We start from the raw sequence: 19,420 nt of genomic DNA, 5'->3' as shown, positions 1-19,420 counted from the left end.
TTATGCCTACTGGCTTATCGTTTACAAGGTCATGAACATTTGTAACACCCGATCGGAAAGATATGGCAAATACTCATGACCGTACTCATAATAAACCATAAGCTCTTTGGGCGCTAGTACTTTGTTGTATGCGGCAAACTGCGTTGAAGGTGGACAAATCACATCGGATAACCCTGTAACCCACAACATTTTGGCTTGAATTCGCTCCGCGAGATTCTGAATATCGATGTAACCCAGTCTATTAAAAATCTCGTCCTCACGTAAATGATGGGGATCAAAAAAGCGGAAATAATAGTTAATTTCCTCATAAGCTGACGTAGTGATATCAAGCTCCCAAGCCCGTCTATAATCTGAAAGAAACGGATACACAGGAACGGCCATGCTCACACGCGGCTCTAATGCTGCACAAGCTACAGTAAGCGCTCCGCCTTGAGATAAACCAAAAGCACCTACTCGTGCTGGATCAACTTCTTCCATAGACATCAATATTCGAGCAGTCTGCGCTGTATCCAGAAACACATTACGATAGTAAAGGTTGTCCGGATTAGGATCGTCAATGCCGCGAATAATATGTCCACGAATGGTTGTGCCTTTTACTGTAAGATTATCCTCGGAAAGTCCGCCTTGTCCCCGGCAATCCATCGCAAGGACACTAATCCCATGGGCCGCATAACTCACCTTCTCCATCCAATCCCCGCTGTCACAGGAATATCCATGAAACATCACGACACCAGAACCTTTTTCTGAACCCCTTTTCTTCGGTCTTACATATTTACAATGGATTCTTGCTCCACCAACGCCGGTAAAATACAGATGAAAACATTCCGCCAGCTCGCTGACGAACTCCGCAGGCTCTAGTTCATAATCTAGTGACTGGGCGTCCAGATCATGCAAAGCCCGCTCCCAAAATGCGTCAAAGTCGACTGGTTTTGTGCTGCTTCCGTTATATTTTTTTAATTGTGACAATGTCATGTCGTTTCCCATATTTAGGTCCTCCTTAAGGTTTTTCCACTTAAAAAACAATGGAAACGGAAAACCCGCTTATGTGAGTTTTCCGTTAGTTTCTACTAATAACAAGAGCTCGATAGTTGCACTTTGTGCAACTATTACAGCTAAGTAAGTTGTGTTGTTCATTTAATTGCACTCTATACAACTAAAATTGCTCACAGTGGGGTTTCCGGGGCAAAATCGCCTGAAATAAGTGTACAATGTGCAACTATTTACACTAAACACCACCAAACAGGTTAGTTTAAGTGCACTTTGTGCAACTAGCGGCTTTAGCCTAGACATACTGGCGTCTCATGAATGAGCTCATAGTACTCACTCGTTGCTCTTTGACTGCAATTGGTGCAATAGAATCTCTCCATATGAGCGCCCGTCTTTGTTCTATTGCACTTTATGCAATCAGTTCGAGCGAAAATGAGCATAAGAGTGATTTTTGCGGAAATCCATTGCAGAGAGTGCAATAGATTCTATTTTTCAGACGAAATCGAGAGTTTCTATTGCAGAGAATGCAATGAAAAGCTCAAGCCACATAACACAAAGCGCGCAACGTGCAGAACCCAGCACACAAAATACAGCACACTACACGCCGCACACTTTTTTCGAACGCTGCTCAGCCACCAAATATCTACCCAACTACACTCTACCTAAAGCTTGTTCCTCAAAGGTTGTTCACCCTATTAAATTTTACCTAAACCCGCATCATCGCCAACCTCTTCATGGGTGTCGATGACATAGTTGACGATTTCATCAACAGTTGTATATGCAACGCCTACATAAGTGTCAGCAGCGCCATAATAGATGGCGATACGGCCCGATTCTGCATCATGCAGAGTGGCACATGGGAACAAAACGTTATTCACAAAACCTCTTTCCTCATACCATTCTTCAGGAGTTAGCACAAAATTTTTCGAGCGATATTTTACTTTCGAAGGCTCGTTTATATCCAAAATAACTGCACCCATGCTATATACAAGACCGTTGCAGGTACCAGTAACGCCATGGTAGAACATCAACCAGCCTTCTGTAGTTTCAATCGGTGCAGGTCCGCCGCCAATCTTGACACTTTGCCACCAGCCTTGGCCACCTTTACTCATGACATGGCGGTGTTTACCCCAATATACAAAGTCAGGGCTTTCACTAAGGAATACATCACCGAATGGTGTATGTCCGCTGTCACTTGGACGGGACAACATCACGAAGTTATTGTTGATTTTTCTAGGGAACAATACACCGTTCCGGTTGAAGGGCAGGAATGGATTTTCCAAGCTGGTAAATGTTTTGAAATCTTGCGTTTTAGCAACACCGATAGCTGCGCCGTAAAAATCTGTACACCAGATAATATAAAATGTATCTTCGACCTTAACCAGACGTGGATCGTAAGCATAACGCGGCTGATAAGAGTTACCTTCTTCATCTATAAATCGGATCGGCTCATCATCGATTTCCCAATCTAGACCGTCAACACTATGTCCCATGCGCAAATGCGGACGCGTTGTGTTATCTTCTACACGAAATACTCCGATAAAACTACCTTCAAACGCAGTAACCGCACTATTAAAAATACGGGCTACTCCTTTTGCAGGATTTCTTTTGATAACCGGGTTATCATTATGTCTCCAAATCGGGTTCTCGTAGCCAGCAGGCTTATCCTGCCAAGGCATGTTCGGGATGTTCACTGCACTCGCTCCTACCAATTTCACTTCATTCATTAGTATTCCCTCCAAATGTATGCAACTTTTCAGTATGCTACTTTATCTAGTGCTGCTATGAAATCTACTACTAAGCTTACTTAACGGAACCTTGCGAAAATCCATTGTAGATATACTTTTGTAACGCGGTAAACACAACCAATGTCGGAATAATCGCGATCATAATCGCCGCACATATTACTTCCCACTGCGATCCGTATGGACCTTTAAACTTAAAGAGTGCTGTGGAGATCGTTTGGAGATCTGTTTTCGGCATATATAGGAAAGGAGTGTAAAAATCGTTATAAATATTTACGCCCTTCACAATAATTACTGTTACAATTGCCGGTTTCAGTAGTGGCAAAATAATTCTCCAATAAATCGTCCAATACGAAGCCCCGTCCAGCATCGCGGATTCATCCAGTGACTCGGAAATCGAATCCAGGAACTGCATGAAAATATATACAGCGATAATATCGGTACCGAGGTACATCACGATGGGTGCCCATCTGGTATTAAACAGGCCCAAGTGATTGATGATTTGGAAGGTTGCCACTTGCGTTGTAACACCCGGAATCAGGGTAGCAATCAGAAACATACTGATGAGAACTTTACTGCCTTTAAATTTAAACCGGGATAAAATATAAGCCATCATTGAGCCCGTCAGCGTTGCACCCAGGATAGAGATCACAACGATAATGACAGTGTTTTTAAATCCTAGAAGCATTTTGCCATCAACAAAAGCCTTAGTGTAGTTGGAGAAATTCAGCCAATTCTCTGGCAGCGTTAACGGTCCGGTTGAAGCGTATTCCGGCCCTGTTTTTAATGAGGCAAAAAATACAACTACGATAGGTATCAATGCTGCAAGTGCTCCCAAAATCAAGGTGAGATATTTGAATATACTAGCAGTGGTATATTTTACAGAATGCATAGTTTATTTCTCCTCCTTGATCAGAACGCGCTGCAAAATAGTAACTACAATAACGATACCCAGCAAAACTACGGCCATCGCTGAAGCCAATCCAACTTTGCTATATTTGAACGCTACATCGACTGTCTGAATAACAAATGTGCTACTTCCGTTAGATCCGCCTGTCATGACGTATGGAATTTCAAACACACCAATAGCGCCACTGACCGCAAGAATCAGGTTCAATTGCAGAATACGTTTAATACTTGGCAAAATAATATGCATAAACTGATGCCATCTGTTTGCACCATCAATCTCAGCAGCTTCATAAATATCCGAACCGATCGAGGAAATAGCCCCAAGGAAGATCAGGAAGTTCATCCCCATGTATCTCCACAGTGACGCACCTGCGAGCGAGAAGTTAATCAAGTTCGGATTGAGCAGCCACTTCTGCTGTAAACCGCTGAGTCCGAGCAGGTTAAGAATCGTATCTAGCGTGCCATCTGGTTTGAAAAAGAACAGAAAGATAAAGCCGATCGCTACACCGTTTAGCAAGGTTGGGAAGAACAAAATCCCTTTGAATAAATTTTTCATGCGAACACTAAAGCTCAGTATGGTTGCAAAATACAAAGCAAGTGCCATCTGAATAAAGGTAGTGAAGAAATAATACAAGCTGACCTTAAATACGGAAAAATACTCCGGTTTCGTAAAAATGGTTTTGTAGTTTTCTAACCCAACGTACTCCATATTTTTACTTAGGCCATTCCAGCTGGTGAAGCTGTACCGAAACATACTGATTACTGGATAATAAGCAAATGTGAGTAGTAATACGATCGGCACTAATGAGAACAAGCATATGATGGCAATCCGTTGATTTTTGTAACTCAAATTCGAAAACTTGAACACCCGATACACCTCCAGAAAAGCATCCTCATTTATTTATGACTCGTTTAAATGTGAAGGGGGAAATGCCCGTTCGCATATCCCCTCCCACATCCACTACCGCCTATAGCATTTAAGAAAGCTTATAGTTGTTACTGTGCTGTGACTTTAGCGCGAGCGGCTTTCCACTTGTCGTTGAGGTCCTTCATGATGTCATCATAGGATTCTTTTCTGTTGCCAATTGCGGCTTCAATAATCCGTTTCTTGAAGTCTGGTTGCCAAGCACCGATTTCGGCTTGTTTGTCGATTTCATCAGACCAGCCTTCTTCACCGGCTTTAGCAGCTGCAAGTGTATCAAAGGTTACTTCAGTGCCTTCATATTGTTTCAGAATTTCTGGAAGCTCTGCACCGATAGCCGGGCTCATACCGCCACCTTCAGTCGTTGGGTAGCCAGATTCGTTAATGAACCAATCCACCCAAGCTCTAGCAGCTTCTTTGTTTTTACTATGAACGCTGACACCCAGATTGTAGTCACCAGCAAGTGGTACAAGGATTTTATCTGCATTCGTAGGGAATGGCATAAAGCCAACATCATCTGGATTCGTTGCTAAACCTTTGATTTGACCGATTGCCCAAGATCCAAGAACCATCGTGCCGATTTTTCCGTTAGCCAGATCCGCTTTGGAAGATTCCCAGTCTGTAGTCGTCGGATCTTCTTCAATCAAACCTTTTTGTGCTGCATCGTACAGGATTTTGTACAGCTCATAGTGAGGTTGACCTGGAACATAGTTATCGTCGCTAGCCACTTGACCAATGTTCACATAATCACGGTTACCAGCTACTGTAGCCAGATCCGCTTCCCATTGGGTCAATGTCCAGCCAGCTGCGTAGTTCGTGTACAGAGGCACAGCTTTCGTTTTGTCTTTAACAGATTGCAGAGCAGTTAAGAATTGTTCAGGCGTTCTTGGAACCTCTGTAATCCCGGCATCTTTAAAGACTTGTTTGTTGTAAATAATACCGTTAAAGTTGATGGTCATTGGAATTCCGTAAGCCATTCCGTCTACTGCTCGTTCTTCCACACCTGTATATTGTTTTTGCATATCTTCGAGTGTACCCAGTGGTTCGAAGAAATCGGGAATATCTTTAATAGCTATGCTTGTAGGTAACAACAGAACGTCGCCATAGTCACTAGTGCTCATGCGAATTTTAATTTGATCTTCGTAAGTAGCAAGCGCTTCAAAGTTTACCTTTACATCAGGATATTTCTCATTGAACTTAGCCGCATACTCTTTGAATACGGTATCAACAATATCCGTTCTTTGCGTAATAACCGTGATATCCCCTTTAATATCCTTGTCTGCTGCATCATCAGCCGGAGCTGCCGTCGCCTCTGTTGAGGATCCATTGCTTCCTGTGTTTTTAGCACCTTCATTGTTGGTGTTGTTGTTTGAGGAACAACCGCTAAACAATCCTGCCATAAGTGTCAGTGCCATCAAGCCCATCATTGTTTTGCCTTTTTTCATGCTTTTACGACCCCTCTCTTCAATTCGACTCTAATTTGGTTTAATAACAAAAATAATAACTTTTATCATCACCATCAATTTAATAGAGTAATCACTATTATCAAACTCACTGAATTACTCTTGAAAAAAAGTGATGATATCGCTTACAAACTCATTATAGATCTATTTTTAACGCAAAACGATGGTTTGAATTGCTTTTTCTGGTCTTATATTTGTTATTTTTGTTTTTATTATGGTGTTTTTATTATCTAATTTATTGAAAATAACCACAAAAAAAGAGAGCTTATCGCTCTCCTAAATAATAGCTTCCTATATAGGACTAAAACTCACGTTCCATTTTCGGTAATTTACAGCCACTTTTATAATCCTTAGGTGTCATACCACACATTTTCTTGAACAATTTATTAAAATAAACCGGATCACTATAGCCAACCTTATCGGCAATTTCATAATTTTTTAAGTCGGGATGCTCGATCAGCAATTCTTTCGCCTTAGTAATACGAATCCGAATTAGATAATCGGTGATGGTTTGCCCCGTCTTTATTTTAAACAACCGGCTGAGGTAGCTCGCATTCATACCGACGGTCTCCGCCAAACGCTCAAGTTCGAAGTTCTGATCATACTCCCTCTCCAGTATGCTTTTAGTCTGTTCAACTACGTAATGCTCTCCACCATCTGCCGCTTGAGAGAACATCTCCTCCTGCTCTGTGACGTTCTTTTTCTTTGTATCCTCTACTCTCTTGAGCAATTCATATAGCTGAGTCTTATCAATAGGTTTTAGTAAATAATCCATCACCCCATGGCGGATTGCTCGGCGGGCATATTCAAATTCACTAAAACCGCTAAGAACGGCAATAGGTATATCCTCCATATGTCCTCTAACCTGTTCAATCAACATAAAGCCATCCATTCTAGGCATTTTGATATCTGTAATAAGCAGATCAATGTCATCTCGGGATAACTTTTCAAAATGCTCCCAGGCTTCCACCCCGTTACCGTAGGATCCAATTACATGTACATCTAGCTCCATCCTCGATGTGATTTTTTCGAGCCCCCTGCGAATGACCTCCTCGTCGTCCGCAATCATAACATTTATCATTTGAGCACTTCCCTCCAGTTGTATCTGCCAGTTATTATGATTGCTCCATCATCACGAATAGAATTCTTCCTATGTATTACGTCAATGTACGATTACACTCTTTTATAGTCTTGTATTTACTATAACGAAAGTTATTCTAATTTCCCAGCTGCAACTATAAATTGTCCTTGAAATCATCTTCGAAAAAGTATATAACTAAATTAAGTTGTTATTATAAACTAACAAATTAATAATAACTATATAACAAAATTATTTTACTAATTATTCTCTTTTCTATTTTCAATGTAAGGTGGGGATTCTCGATGATATTTAACAACGAATACATTGCAGGCATAACCTGGGGCTTCTCGGGTACACGTGGTTCATGGAAAACGGAAGAAGCGGAACGTTCGATGGAACTCATGTCTTCAGTCACTGGAGCGAACTGGACGGCCATTGCCTTTAGTGCGCTTCAAGCTACCGCTCATTCTACGGAAATTCCCTATGGGGAGGCGCCAACCGTTACCGACGAAGAAGTGAAACAGTCCATCAGTAAAGCGAAGTCACTGCAGCTAAAGGTATGCCTGAAGCCGATCGTTAATTGCGCGGACGGAACTTGGCGTGCTCACATTAACTTTTTCGATAAGGATGTTCCTTGCGAGCCTAAATGGTCTGAGTGGTTCAGCTCTTATACTAAATTTATTCTGCATTATGCTGCTATTGCTGAAGAAACAGGCTGTGAGATGTTCTGTATCGGCTGCGAGCTTGTACAAACGGATAGACGAGAAACCGAATGGCGTACGCTTATTGCCGAGGTTCGGAAGGTTTACTCAGGAATTCTTACTTATAATTGCGATAAGTATCAGGAGGATAACGTGACCTGGTGGGATGCGCTCGATGTGATTTCTTCAAGTGGATATTATCCAGCTAACGATTGGGAAGCTCAGCTCGACCGGATTGAGCATGTGGTGAGATCACAGAATAAGCCATTCTTTTTCATGGAAGCGGGTTGCCCAAGCCGAAGCGGGAGTGCGGCGATTCCTAATGATTGGACCTTGAAGGGTGAACCAAGTCAAGCAGAACAAAGCAACTTCTATCAGGCAATGTTTCAAAGCTGTGAGCGCAGAGATTGGGTTCAGGGCTTTATGCTTTGGGATTGGCCTACTCATCTTTATCCAATTCATGAAGCAGAACACAATGATGATTATTGTATGTATGGCAAACAAGCCGCTGGGATCATCAACGATTACTTCACCTCGAAAATCAATAAGTAATGTGAGGAGTGACTACTTACCAATGATTAATTCACCAGAATTATGGTTGACCCAGCTTGAGGATGAGCTACAGGGTAATATTCTTAGTTTTTGGATGAAACAGACGAAGGACGAAATCAATAGCGGTTTTGTTGGTGAAATCGACAATCAGCTGAACATTGCACCTGACGCGGATAAAAGCCTTGTGCTTAATGCCCGTATTCTTTGGTCCTTTGCCAGCGCTTACCGGATCTACGGCAAGACAGAATATCTGGCCATGGCAGAGCGTGCCTATGCCTATTTGATGGATCATTTCATCGATAAGGAGTATGGCGGATTATACTGGATGGTGAATACTGAAGGCAAACCTTCTCAGGAGAAAAAACAGATCTATGGCCAAGCTTTTGCTATCTACGCATTGGCTGAATTCTACCACGCGACTGGACGGCCTGAGGTGTTAGATGAGGCTATTCAAATATTCCGGCTTGTTGAGAAATATGGCTATGATTCAACTTATAAAGGTTATGTTGAAGCTTTATCTCGGGAATGGCAAATCACGGATAACCTCAGTCTTAGCAGCAAGGACTTGAATGAGAAAAAATCAATGAACACGCATCTACATGTGTTGGAAGCGTATACCGGACTTTATCGAGTATGGAAGTCAGAGGAGTTGGCGAGTACGCTGGCTGAGCTAATCGAAACGATGCTGGACCATATCATTGATAACGAAGGCAAGCATTTTCATCTTTTCTTAGATGAGGCATGGAATGTAAAGTCAGATATTATCTCCTATGGACATGATATCGAAGGCAGCTGGCTGCTTGTGGAAGCCGCAGAAATACTTGGCGAAGAAAAGCTGCTACAGCGTGTTCGAACCGTCGCTATCTCCATGGCAGAAGCTGTTCTTGCAGAAGGTATAGATACCGATGGCGGGATATGGAATGAAGCTGATCCGAGCGGATTGCTAAGCAAAGATAAAGATTGGTGGCCGCAAGCGGAGGCGGTTGTTGGATTCTATAATGCTTATCAGCTGACCGGTGACAGCAAATTTAACGAGGCTGCCCAAGCCTCCTGGACTTTTATCGATAAATATATGGTGGATCACAAACTAGGCGAATGGTACTGGGGCGTGGACGAGAAGCATCTGCCTCTCCCTCACGCAACCAAGGTTAGTGCCTGGAAATGCCCTTATCATAACAGCAGAGCCTGCTTCGAAATGATCGCACGACTGAATTCAACCCTAAAGGAGACTGTATAATGTCATCGTTATTTCATGAACGCAAACAACAATTAACAGAACGTTATGAAGCGCTGATCACCCGTAAAAATGAAAAGCTTCCTTATGGAAACGGTATTTATAACCGTTATGCTTATCCACTGCTTACCGCTGAGCACGCTCCTCTAATCTGGCGTTACGACTTCAACCCTGACACCAATCCTTACTTCGCTGAAAGAATCGGCGTCAACGGCGTTTTCAACCCTGGTGCCATAGAACTTAACGGTAAGTTCTATCTTGTTGCCCGCGTGGAAGGTAATGACCGTAAATCTTTTTTTGCTGTAGCTGAAAGTGACAATGGTGTGGATGGCTTCCGCTTCTGGGATCATCCAGTCGTGTTGCCTGAGACAGAAGTTCCGGACATCAACGTTTACGACATGCGCTTAGTAAGCCATGAAGATGGCTGGATCTATGGCCTCTTTTGTACAGAACGTAAAGATCCAGACGCTCCACACGGTGACCTTTCCAGCGCAGTAGCACAATGTGGTATTGTCCGTACAAAGGATCTGAAGATCTGGGAACGTCTGGCCGATCTTAAGACAGGTTCTGCTCAACAGCGCAATGTCGTGCTCCACCCTGAATTTGTGGATGGAAAATACGCCTTCTACACTCGCCCTCAGGATGGCTTTATTGATGCAGGCTCCGGTGGCGGTATTGGCTGGGGACTCTCGGATACGATTGAGGATGCCGTGATTACAAGTGAGACAATCATGGATGAGCGCCACTACCATACCATCAAGGAAGTTAAGAATGGCCAAGGTCCAGCTCCAATCAAAACACCAAAAGGCTGGTTGCATATCGCACACGGTGTGCGAAACACTGCCGCTGGGCTTAGATACGTCCTCTATGCCTTTTTATCTGACCTGGAGGAGCCAAACAAAGTCACACACTCACCAGGCGGTCATTTCATCGCACCAGACGGTGAAGAACGTGTCGGTGATGTCTCCAACGTTGTATTCTGTAACGGTGTAATTGCACGCGATAACGGTGAGATCTATATCTACTACGCTTCCTCCGACACCCGCATCCATGTAGCAACAACTACGGTTGAACAAATGTTAGATTACGTACTGAACACACCAGAAGATCCACTCCGCTCTTATGCTTGTGTAGAGCAACGTATCGCCCTCATCGATCGTAATTTAGCGCTGTAAATAAGAGTTCAGAGTCCTTAAAAATCAACAGAGCAGCGATTCTCCTTAATGGAGGGGTCGCTGCTCTGCGTTTTTGATCATTCTGTGTCCCCTAGCACGTTACTGTGGGTATCTGATAGTGTTTACTGATGCTCTTTCGACTTGTAAATCTGTTCATGGATACTCCCTTATTGTTGATAAATATCCATACTTTTTAGCCGTTTAATGATTAATTCCTATAGTTTAAGCTCAAAATAGCTCAGTAATCCCCTAACTCCAAGGAGGCTGAGATATAAATGTTCAAACGTATGGATGAGATCATGATCGAGATTCCTGAAGTTGAGAAGCCAGATCCCAATGCTGCTGCCGCTGTACAAGAACTGCTTGGCGGAAAGTTTGGAGAAATGTCGACCCTTAACAATTATCTCTATCAATCCTTTAATTTCCGTTCAAAAGACAAACTGAAACCCTTTTATGATTTGGTGATGAGTATAACAGCGGAAGAGCTAGGCCATGTGGAGCTAGTTTCGCATGCCATCAACAAATGCCTTCGAGGGTCAACAAGTTATAAAGAGCCAGATTCCACCCCTCTAGGTTCCGTAAAAGATGCGCGTTTATCCTATCACTTTCTGGCGGGGGCTCAAGGTGCTATGCCTTTTGATTCAACGGGGAATCCATGGACCGGAGCAAATGTATTTAATAGCGGCAACCTAGTGGAAGATCTGCTACATAACTTCTTCCTCGAATGTGGAGCCAGAACACATAAAATGAAAGTTTACGAAATGACGGACCATCCAGCTGCACGCGCTGTAGTCGGATTCCTCTTAGTGCGCGGTGGCGTCCATGTGGTCGCTTATGCCAAAGCCATCGAAATCGCAACAGGTGTTAATGTAACGAAACTAGTGCCTGTTCCTTCGTTAAATAACAAATCGTTTAGTGAAGCGAATAAATATGAGGAGAAAGGTGTGCATACAAAGCTGTACACCTGGAGTGACAGTGACTTCGGCGCCATCGATCAGATTTGGAAGGGAACCCACCCAGAGGATAACCTCCCTCTTGAAGTTATTAAGGGAGCACCTAAAGGCTTCCCGATCCCCGTAGCTCCTGCAGTCGAAGAGGAGTTCGCCCCAGGAATCTCCCCCGAAGACTTTAAAGAAATTGCCAAACGCCTCAAAATGGCTGGAAATATTACAGAATAATATTTAACGTGAATCTGGTGAGGAATTTACGCAGCGTCTTCCTCACCATAGGTTCACTTTTTTTAATTGTACAAAGCCCGATATTCATCCTCCAGCATAGACATCAGAATCATGTTATGAAATTCTCCGTCTACATAAAGAGCATCCCGCTCCACACCATCGTGCTTGAAACCAAGCTTCTCATAGACATGAATGGCTCTTGGATTAAAAGGATATACACCCAGATGGATACGATGCAGCTTCAAGGCTTCAAAGCCATATCGCAGCATTTGAGTCATAGCCTCAGTACCGTAACCCTTCCCTCTATGTTCATGACTACGAATCCCAATTCGAATATTTGCGCTACGGTTGTCCGGATCTATTTCGTTCAGAACCACTTCTCCAATAAGCTCATCCGTTTCCTTGACGATAATCATAAGATCCACACGATCCTCAGCTGGAACACTAATCTTTCGAATCCAAGCCGATGTTTGCTCGCGAGAGATTCCCCCTTGCGACCCTGTTAGACGACCCATCTCATCATCAAGTAAAAATTTGTAATAGGCCTCCAGATCGGACTCTCCTACACCACGCAGATGAATATTTTCGCCTTCGATCTTTGGTATTGCAACTGCTTCTGACATAACTGAGTCCCCCTAACCAAAATTCCATGGCTTTCAATTATTTTTAATCGGCTAATTTCTATTCTCTCGGTATATCCACAGAATCACGATGCACTATGTCTGCTGCAATCAGGATCTTCTCCAATGGTGCAGAGGGATGCCCAATCCGACTTAGCAGTTTCTCCACTGCCGCCCGGCCCATCGCTTCTTTAGGGACATGTACAGTAGTAAGCGGCGGAACGCCTCTTGAGGCATCCTCAATATTATCAAAGCCCGTGACCGAGATATCCCCTGGAATATTAAGACCTTCTGCCTTCAGGAAATCACTGACCGTAAGTGCTGTTTTGTCATTGGCGCAGACCAAAGCGGTTGGGAGTGTCTTAGCTTTTTTCCGCTTCATGACCCAATTTTTAAAATCCTCTTGGAATACATCTTCCTCCACCCCTTCTAAAAAGAGATTCGCATCATCTTCCAAAGGCAGTCTTATCCCACTCTCCTCCAGCGCACTCCGGAAGCCAATCCACCGATCCCGAAAACTGCATGAAAATCCAATATTCCCGATAAAATGCATTTGTGTATGGCCTGTCCCCATCAAATGATTAGTAAGTCGAGCCATGGAATCCACATTGTTCGCGAATACAGTATCACTTGGAATTAATGGATCTTCATGGTCAATCAACACCATCGGCAGACCGATGCGATGTACCTCAAGTAGTAAAGAAGTGGAGATTTCGCCCACACCTACCAAACCAAGAATCCCGCTTGGGTTCAGGATATTCACGAAATTATCCGCACGATTCTCAGAGATGATCACCATTCCAAGTCCTTCTTGATCCAGCGCAAGGGCAATACCGTCCACAATTTTTCCCCAATACAAGGAATCCTGAGTTTGCGAGCGGATATTCGGCATTAATACAAGCACAGATTGCTTATTCCGATCACTCCCCCCTACCGGAGGAGTCCGCTTGACACCTTGGACAAAAGCATTTTTTTGCGTAAAATAGCCTAACTGCGAAGCCGCTTGAATCACTCGTTCTCTGGTCGTCTCATTAACGCCAGCTTTACCAGAAAGTGACTTGGAGACAACAAATTTGGATACACCGAGATGATCAGCTATTTTTTGCATGGTGACCTTTTTAGCCATATTAAACCCTCCAGAGATTGTAATAAAATTAATGTTAAACTAAAGTTAAGGCTGAGAAGTTACCTGTGTAGCTACCCGCGCTTCCGTCCATTTTGCATTTAATTCGTCAAAAGACTTTTGTAAATCAGGCGCAGCAAGTAACTCTTGAATATAATCTCCGGACCAAAAGGACAGCTTAGCTCCATTTGCCAGATCGATGAACGCATCACTTTGTACCGTGCCATAAACCAGCTTAGGTTCATAAGATAGAAATTCACGGTACTGCGGCATAAAAGGGTTCAGACTACCATCAGCAGGAAGGAATCCCCAATCATCTGAATACGAAGTCTCTTTTACAAAAAAATTCAACCAAGCCATTGCAAGCTCTTTATTCTTACTGTATTTGCTAACACCCACGAACCAGTCTGGATTGATCGGCGCATAGTGAGTACTGCTATTATCATAAGGAAATGGGAAGAATCCGATATCATCTGGTGAAGCCCCCACATCAAGCACTTGACCAACCGCCCAATTTCCAAGCAAATACATGCCAGCTTGACCTTTAGCGAGTCTAGTCTTAGAGATCTCCCAATTGTTCGAGAAAAGTTCATTCTCTACATAACCTTTAGCAATTAAGGTTCGAGCAATGGAAATGGATTTCCCCCACTCATTATCAAGCTGCCATGGACTATCCTCATTTACCATATTATTTAGATACTCAGGGTTGCCTGTCATATAATTGACCAGACTATTTCCCCATTCACGCAGTGGCCAGACGGCTCCATAATTCATATACAGCGGGATAATTCCAGCCTCTTTTAATTTAGCGCAAGCTTCGTAGAATTGATCCAGTGTCTGTGGAACCGCGGTAATTCCTGCTTTTTCGAAGGACCTTTTATTATAGACAATCCCTACCGTGGTAGTTCCCGTAGATAGCCCATATCGCTTACCATCATAAGTAGCAAAAGAAGTGAAGCGCTCACTAGCCGAAGTTTCTTCATCCAACGGTTCGAAAAAATAATCCAGTTCCTTTGATGGAAGATTCACAGGAAGCAAAAGTACATCTCCGGCGTCCTTGGTGGACAGTCTTACCAGAATGTCCGTTGCGTAATTGGATAAACCTTCAAATTCAACATTCGCTTCGGGGTACTTTTGCTTAAATTGGTCTGCGTACCCTTGAAAGGTTCCGTTCTCAATCAGATCTATTCGATTGGTCATCATGACTATGGTGCCGGATAAGTCAGACTTCACCTCGTTTCCAACTGGAGGCACTGTAGATTCCGTCTGCTTGGTGTTGTTCTCACAGCCACTAATCGATAACAAAATGAGAAGCAGCAGTATGGTACGCGTAGTCCAGTGTAATCTCATCCCCATCAACGGACAGCCTCCTCTTATTTCAGTCAGATAATCTAATCATTTCCGGTTCCAGCAACGGCAGTGATAAAATAACATCCGTCCCTTGTCCAAGCTCACTATATACCTCAATTCCAAAAGCCGCTCCATAATGAAGGCGCACTCGCTGCTGTATATTTTTCATACCAATGCCCCCATTGATACTTTTCTTAGGAGGACTTTCTTTCTGCAGCCCATCGTTCAATCTCTCCAAAGTGATCTTATCCATTCCACAGCCATCGTCTTTAATATGAAAGAACAGCATTTGCTCAGTCATCTCACAACGGATACTTAAATGCATTTGTGGTTTATTATCATCCAAGCCATGATAAGCAGCATTCTCTATGATCGGCTGGAAGACCAGCTTGATAATAGAGTAATTATCTAACTCCTTCGGTACGTCGATCTCGAGTACGAAACGATTAGGGTAGCGACAGTTCAGCAGCTCAACATAATTGCGTACATATCCAAGCTCTTGCTTCATTGTCGTTTTGCCACTCAAATCACTTGTACTATACCGTAGCAGTTTACCTAAAATTGAGATCATGTCCGCAGCTTCAATATCATCATTGAGCTCAGCGGTCATTCGGATCGACTCCAGCGTATTATAGATAAAATGAGGATTAATCTGACTCTGCAGTGCGTGAAGCTCCGCTTCCTTCTTCTGTTCTTCAATTCGGTAGATATCCTGAATTAACTGCCTGATCCGAGCCAACATTCGATTAAACTGATGCCCGAGCAGACCAATCTCGTCACGCCGTCTAACCCTAAACATCACATCTAGATCGCCGCCCTGAACCTTTTTCATCAGTTGAATCATCTGCGATAGTGATTTAGTGAGTGCAAAGGAAAGGATAATGGAGATAATTAACGCAAGTACAATGATACTTAATGTAGCAGCGAGCGTTGTATTACGGGTTACCTTCACATCCCGCATTAGCACATCTACAGGAATCGAAATAATGGCCTTCCAATTGGTCTTGCTAGAGCTTGAGTAAATATTTAGAAAATCTTTTCCGTTGACTGTATCATAGAAACTCCCGGATTTCCCATCGACCCTTTTGAATAGCTCTGAATCAGATACATCCGTGGCAAGAAGTTTTTTGTCACTGTCGTACACGACCATCCCCATCTCATCAACGATCAAAGATTTGCCATGCGTTACTTTATCCAGCTCCGTAACCCGATTCTCCAAATTGCTAATATTCGCTTCAACCGCGATCAGCCCAATCGGATTTAACAAACCATCCACGATTTTGCGAACAACGGTAAAAGCATATCGAGTGCTCTGCAAATTACTCGTAAATGATTGGGTACCAAACAAAAGGGCCTCTCCGCTGGAATCCTTCGTCTGCTGACTCCAGTACTTATAGCTTTGATCGAGGTCGAGCCGTACTCCACCATCCTTGGCAGAATAATAACCATTCCCATGCGCGTCAAAAATATAAACCGTGTTCGCGCCTCGCTTAATATTATTAATAAATGAAATGTTGCCTTCTATGCCCCGCTGAATGGACAACAGTAAATCAAAATCTCCGGGTAACAATGTAGCACTGCCTGATTCGCCACCCATGATCTCTTTCTGCTCATGATAGTGGTTCGAACGAATTAAATTTTGTTTAATATCGTTCACATAGGCTGGCATAGATGAAATACGCTTCATATCTTCGATATAATCATCTACTCCATCCATCATTTGATCGATTAACTTCTCAGAATAAGCAATGGTGTTGCCCTGAATAGATTCTGAATAACTCTTATAAGTAAACACACTAATGAAGGTAAGCGGAAGGGTAATAATTATTAAAAAGACGAGGAGCAGCTTGCGTTCCATACTCATGTCCCCGATAACGGACCACCAGCCAAAGATGCGTTTACCTTTCATACGGTCCTTCTCCTTAACCCTTTTTTACCTAACTTGTTATTATTATTTACCTAACAAAATTATTATACGGGGAAGTCCTTCTTTACACAATAACAAAACCGCTTCCTCATAACGAAGAAGCGGTTTTGTTATGTAAATCATAAAAAAATTAGTTAGGGACCCACTTATTTTATCGTGAATAATGACAGTTTGTCCTTTAACTGTCCTGAAGCACTTTCCAGCTTACCTGACAATGAAACGAGTTGATCACTTACACTTTGCTGTTCATTACTGAGTGAAGCCACTTCTTCGGAAGTCGCTGATGATTGCTCAGCTACAGCACTTACGTTACCCATGGCTTCCGACAACACAACCTGTGAATGATTCAAGCTACTGATCGCTGTTGTCACCGATTCCAGACTAGTAATGAACTCATCCATCTGTCCTTTTACGGATACAAAGATATCGCTCGTGCTCTTCACTGAGCTTATTTGCTCTTTAAAGAGAGGTGCCACTTCAGATAATACAGCTTCCGTTTCGTTCATTTCCGTTATGATCTTGTCGGTGATTCCGGCTACAAGAGCAATAGACTGCTTCGATTGGTCGGCAAGCTGTCTTACCTCACCTGCTACCACCATAAAGCCCTTGCCAGCTTCGCCTGCACGTGCGGCTTCTATCGTCGCATTCAATGATAAAATATTCGTCTGCTGTGTGATACTCTTCATCACATCCAGCACCTTAATCACTGAGAATACTGTTTCTTTCAAATTGTTAACACGTTCTACAAGCGCACCTGTCTTTTCCCCAGTACGGCTAGTTTGATCTAGTAAATCCGTTAATTGCTTGGCACCTTGAGCACTAGCTTCTCCAACCCCGCGTGCTGCCTCATCCATCTCACTATTGGCACTAATCACGGTCTGCATTTGCGTAGCTATCACATCTGTAAGCTCATTACCACGTTCAGCTTCAAGTGCCAGACTGCCTGCTCCTCCAGCAATTTCTTCCGTAGCGGCTGCTATTTCCTTCGCGGAAATAGCTGTCTTACGCGAAGCTTCTCCAAGCTCGCCAGCGGTCTCTAGCACATCTCGTGCAGTTTCTCTAGTTTGCGATACAAGCTCAGTAATACGCTCCATCATCAAGTTAAAGGAGGCTGATAGTTGTCCAATCTCATCCTTAGACACATATTCTGTACGTACACTTAAATCTCCGCTTGCACCTTGAACCATAAGATCCTTCAATCGTGCCAGAGGGCGAGCAATCATACGAACCATCCAAATCCCAATAAATATCGCAAGCAATGCCGCACCGGCAGCCGTAATGAACGTCGTCAACAGAATCGGACGGGCTTCCTTCACTAGTTCTTCTGTAGGAACTACACCTGCGAGCTTCCAATCTGCCCGCATCATCGGATTAAAGACCGCCAGAATTTCTTTTCCGTTTGGATCTTTAGCTTCTAGGCTATTATTATTTTTCTTACTCTCTTTGATAAAAGAAAACTCCGATGACTTTCCATCGTCTAGCGGATTAGAAGAAGCCACTACTGTACCTTGCGGAGACACAAGTTGAATACGGGAGCCGTCTCCCAGCTTCACACTTGCGAAAGATTCTTCCAGCAGTGTATTCTTCAACACAAGCATAATCATGTATCCTTTATCTGCTCCCAGACTTTTAAGAGATCTTACCAAAGCAATATCTTTTTCTTCCGCTCCTTGAAGAGAGGTTGAAAACCAAATATTTTTAGAGTCGTTATTGTTAGCGTCTGAATAATAAGAATTATATTCTTTAGAATCGGCCACAATTTTCTTGAACCATTCTTGTTCTCGTAATCCATCAAAATAAATGCCACCACTGCCAGATGTAACAATTTCCTGTTCAAGTGACTCGGGAATCAATGCGACACTGAGAATATTAGAATCTGTTGTAGTCTGATTGGACAATTTCTTACTTATTGAGCTTGTTGCTTCAAATTTCTCGTAAGCAGTTTGTGCAGTAGCCATTGATCTAAGATCCGTTTGCAACTGCACATCAAAAAAGAGCTGCAACACCGTATTCTCATATTGCTTCAAGGTAATATCCAGCTTCTCAGCAGTCTGAACAATAGTCTGGCGGTAGGCTTCGGATACGTTATTCTTTATCGTTGTTTTTGCCTTCGAATAAGATATAAGTCCAAGTGACATAACTACGATTACAGTGGAACATAAGAATATTAGAAATAACTTCACACCGACGGATTGGATAGGATTAATTCTCTTGATTTGGCTTCCCCAACCCAACATCATTTTCTTAGCATCTAACTTTGATGTCTTTCCTGTACCTACTTCATTGCTCTGTACATTTACGGATTTTTTATTGTTCTTCTTCATCTCTCTAACCTTCTCTCTTTATGCTTTTCACTAATACTATTTTGATCAGGATCCCCATCATGATCATCTACCCGCTAATATTAGAGGACATATGAAAGCGCTAACCATATTATATATCGGTTTATTAGG

Annotated in this window: 15 protein-coding genes; 4 read left to right on the top strand and 11 right to left on the bottom strand. The window is 43.0% G+C overall.

The window, feature by feature from the left end; genetic code table 11:
* Positions 1–21: 21 nt before the first annotated feature.
* From MKX41_RS01035 to MKX41_RS01010, 6 genes are all read right to left on the bottom strand, one after another.
* Positions 22–984 carry an acetylxylan esterase gene (locus MKX41_RS01035; protein WP_340968221.1) on the bottom strand — a complete coding sequence of 321 codons (963 nt, stop codon included), beginning with the start codon at positions 982–984 and terminating at the stop codon, positions 22–24.
* A 698-nt stretch (positions 985–1,682) separates the two neighbouring features.
* Positions 1,683–2,714 carry a glycoside hydrolase family 130 protein gene (locus MKX41_RS01030; protein WP_340968218.1) on the bottom strand — a complete coding sequence of 344 codons (1,032 nt, stop codon included), beginning with the start codon at positions 2,712–2,714 and terminating at the stop codon, positions 1,683–1,685.
* Positions 2,715–2,790: 76 nt separating this feature from the next.
* Positions 2,791–3,624, bottom strand: a complete 834-nt coding sequence (locus tag MKX41_RS01025; RefSeq protein WP_042186110.1) for a carbohydrate ABC transporter permease — start codon at positions 3,622–3,624, stop codon at positions 2,791–2,793.
* 3 nt (positions 3,625–3,627) lie between these two features.
* Positions 3,628–4,509, bottom strand: coding sequence for a carbohydrate ABC transporter permease (locus tag MKX41_RS01020; protein ID WP_042186108.1), 882 nt, complete (start codon positions 4,507–4,509; stop codon positions 3,628–3,630).
* Between the two features lie 128 nt (positions 4,510–4,637).
* Complete coding sequence (locus MKX41_RS01015; RefSeq protein ID WP_340968216.1) at positions 4,638–6,008, bottom strand: ABC transporter substrate-binding protein; 1,371 nt, start codon at positions 6,006–6,008, stop codon at positions 4,638–4,640.
* A 319-nt stretch (positions 6,009–6,327) separates the two neighbouring features.
* Positions 6,328–7,107, bottom strand: a complete 780-nt coding sequence (locus MKX41_RS01010; RefSeq protein ID WP_042186104.1) for a response regulator transcription factor — start codon at positions 7,105–7,107, stop codon at positions 6,328–6,330.
* A 302-nt stretch (positions 7,108–7,409) separates the two neighbouring features.
* On the opposite strand from MKX41_RS01010, the gene MKX41_RS01005 reads away from it, so the two are divergent.
* From MKX41_RS01005 to MKX41_RS00990, 4 genes are all read left to right on the top strand, one after another.
* A complete protein-coding gene (locus MKX41_RS01005) occupies positions 7,410–8,360 on the top strand; it encodes a glycoside hydrolase family 113 (protein ID WP_340968215.1) in 951 nt (316 codons plus the stop codon).
* Between the two features lie 22 nt (positions 8,361–8,382).
* Entirely contained in the window at positions 8,383–9,597 is a 1,215-nt protein-coding gene (locus MKX41_RS01000; RefSeq protein ID WP_340968213.1) for an AGE family epimerase/isomerase, read from the top strand.
* Entirely contained in the window at positions 9,597–10,769 is a 1,173-nt protein-coding gene (locus MKX41_RS00995; protein ID WP_076284262.1) for a glycoside hydrolase family 130 protein, read from the top strand. Before MKX41_RS01000 ends, MKX41_RS00995 begins: the two co-directional genes overlap by 1 nt.
* 275 nt (positions 10,770–11,044) lie before the next feature.
* Positions 11,045–11,947, top strand: a complete 903-nt coding sequence (locus MKX41_RS00990; RefSeq protein WP_340968210.1) for a manganese catalase family protein — start codon at positions 11,045–11,047, stop codon at positions 11,945–11,947.
* A gap of 62 nt (positions 11,948–12,009) precedes the next feature.
* Here the strand turns inward: MKX41_RS00990 and MKX41_RS00985 are convergent, their stop codons facing one another.
* From MKX41_RS00985 to MKX41_RS00965, 5 genes are all read right to left on the bottom strand, one after another.
* Positions 12,010–12,570 (bottom strand): GNAT family N-acetyltransferase, encoded by a 561-nt coding sequence (locus tag MKX41_RS00985; protein ID WP_340968208.1) that lies wholly within the window; start codon positions 12,568–12,570, stop codon positions 12,010–12,012.
* A gap of 58 nt (positions 12,571–12,628) precedes the next feature.
* Positions 12,629–13,693, bottom strand: a complete 1,065-nt coding sequence (locus MKX41_RS00980; protein WP_340968207.1) for a LacI family DNA-binding transcriptional regulator — start codon at positions 13,691–13,693, stop codon at positions 12,629–12,631.
* Positions 13,694–13,738: 45 nt separating this feature from the next.
* Positions 13,739–15,046 (bottom strand): ABC transporter substrate-binding protein, encoded by a 1,308-nt coding sequence (locus tag MKX41_RS00975; protein ID WP_081382962.1) that lies wholly within the window; start codon positions 15,044–15,046, stop codon positions 13,739–13,741.
* Between the two features lie 22 nt (positions 15,047–15,068).
* On the bottom strand, positions 15,069–16,949 hold the full coding sequence (locus MKX41_RS00970; RefSeq protein ID WP_340968204.1) for a cache domain-containing sensor histidine kinase: 1,881 nt from the start codon (positions 16,947–16,949) through the stop codon (positions 15,069–15,071).
* A 164-nt stretch (positions 16,950–17,113) separates the two neighbouring features.
* Positions 17,114–19,291, bottom strand: a complete 2,178-nt coding sequence (locus tag MKX41_RS00965) for a methyl-accepting chemotaxis protein (protein ID WP_340968202.1) — start codon at positions 19,289–19,291, stop codon at positions 17,114–17,116.
* Between the last annotated feature and the right edge of the window lie 129 nt (positions 19,292–19,420).

It is taken from the genome of Paenibacillus sp. FSL R5-0475 (assembly GCF_038004585.1).
Classification (GTDB): Bacteria; Bacillota; Bacilli; order Paenibacillales; family Paenibacillaceae; genus Paenibacillus_AQ.
Note: the sequence above shows the minus strand (reverse complement) of the source record. Positions and strands in the feature narration are given on the sequence as shown.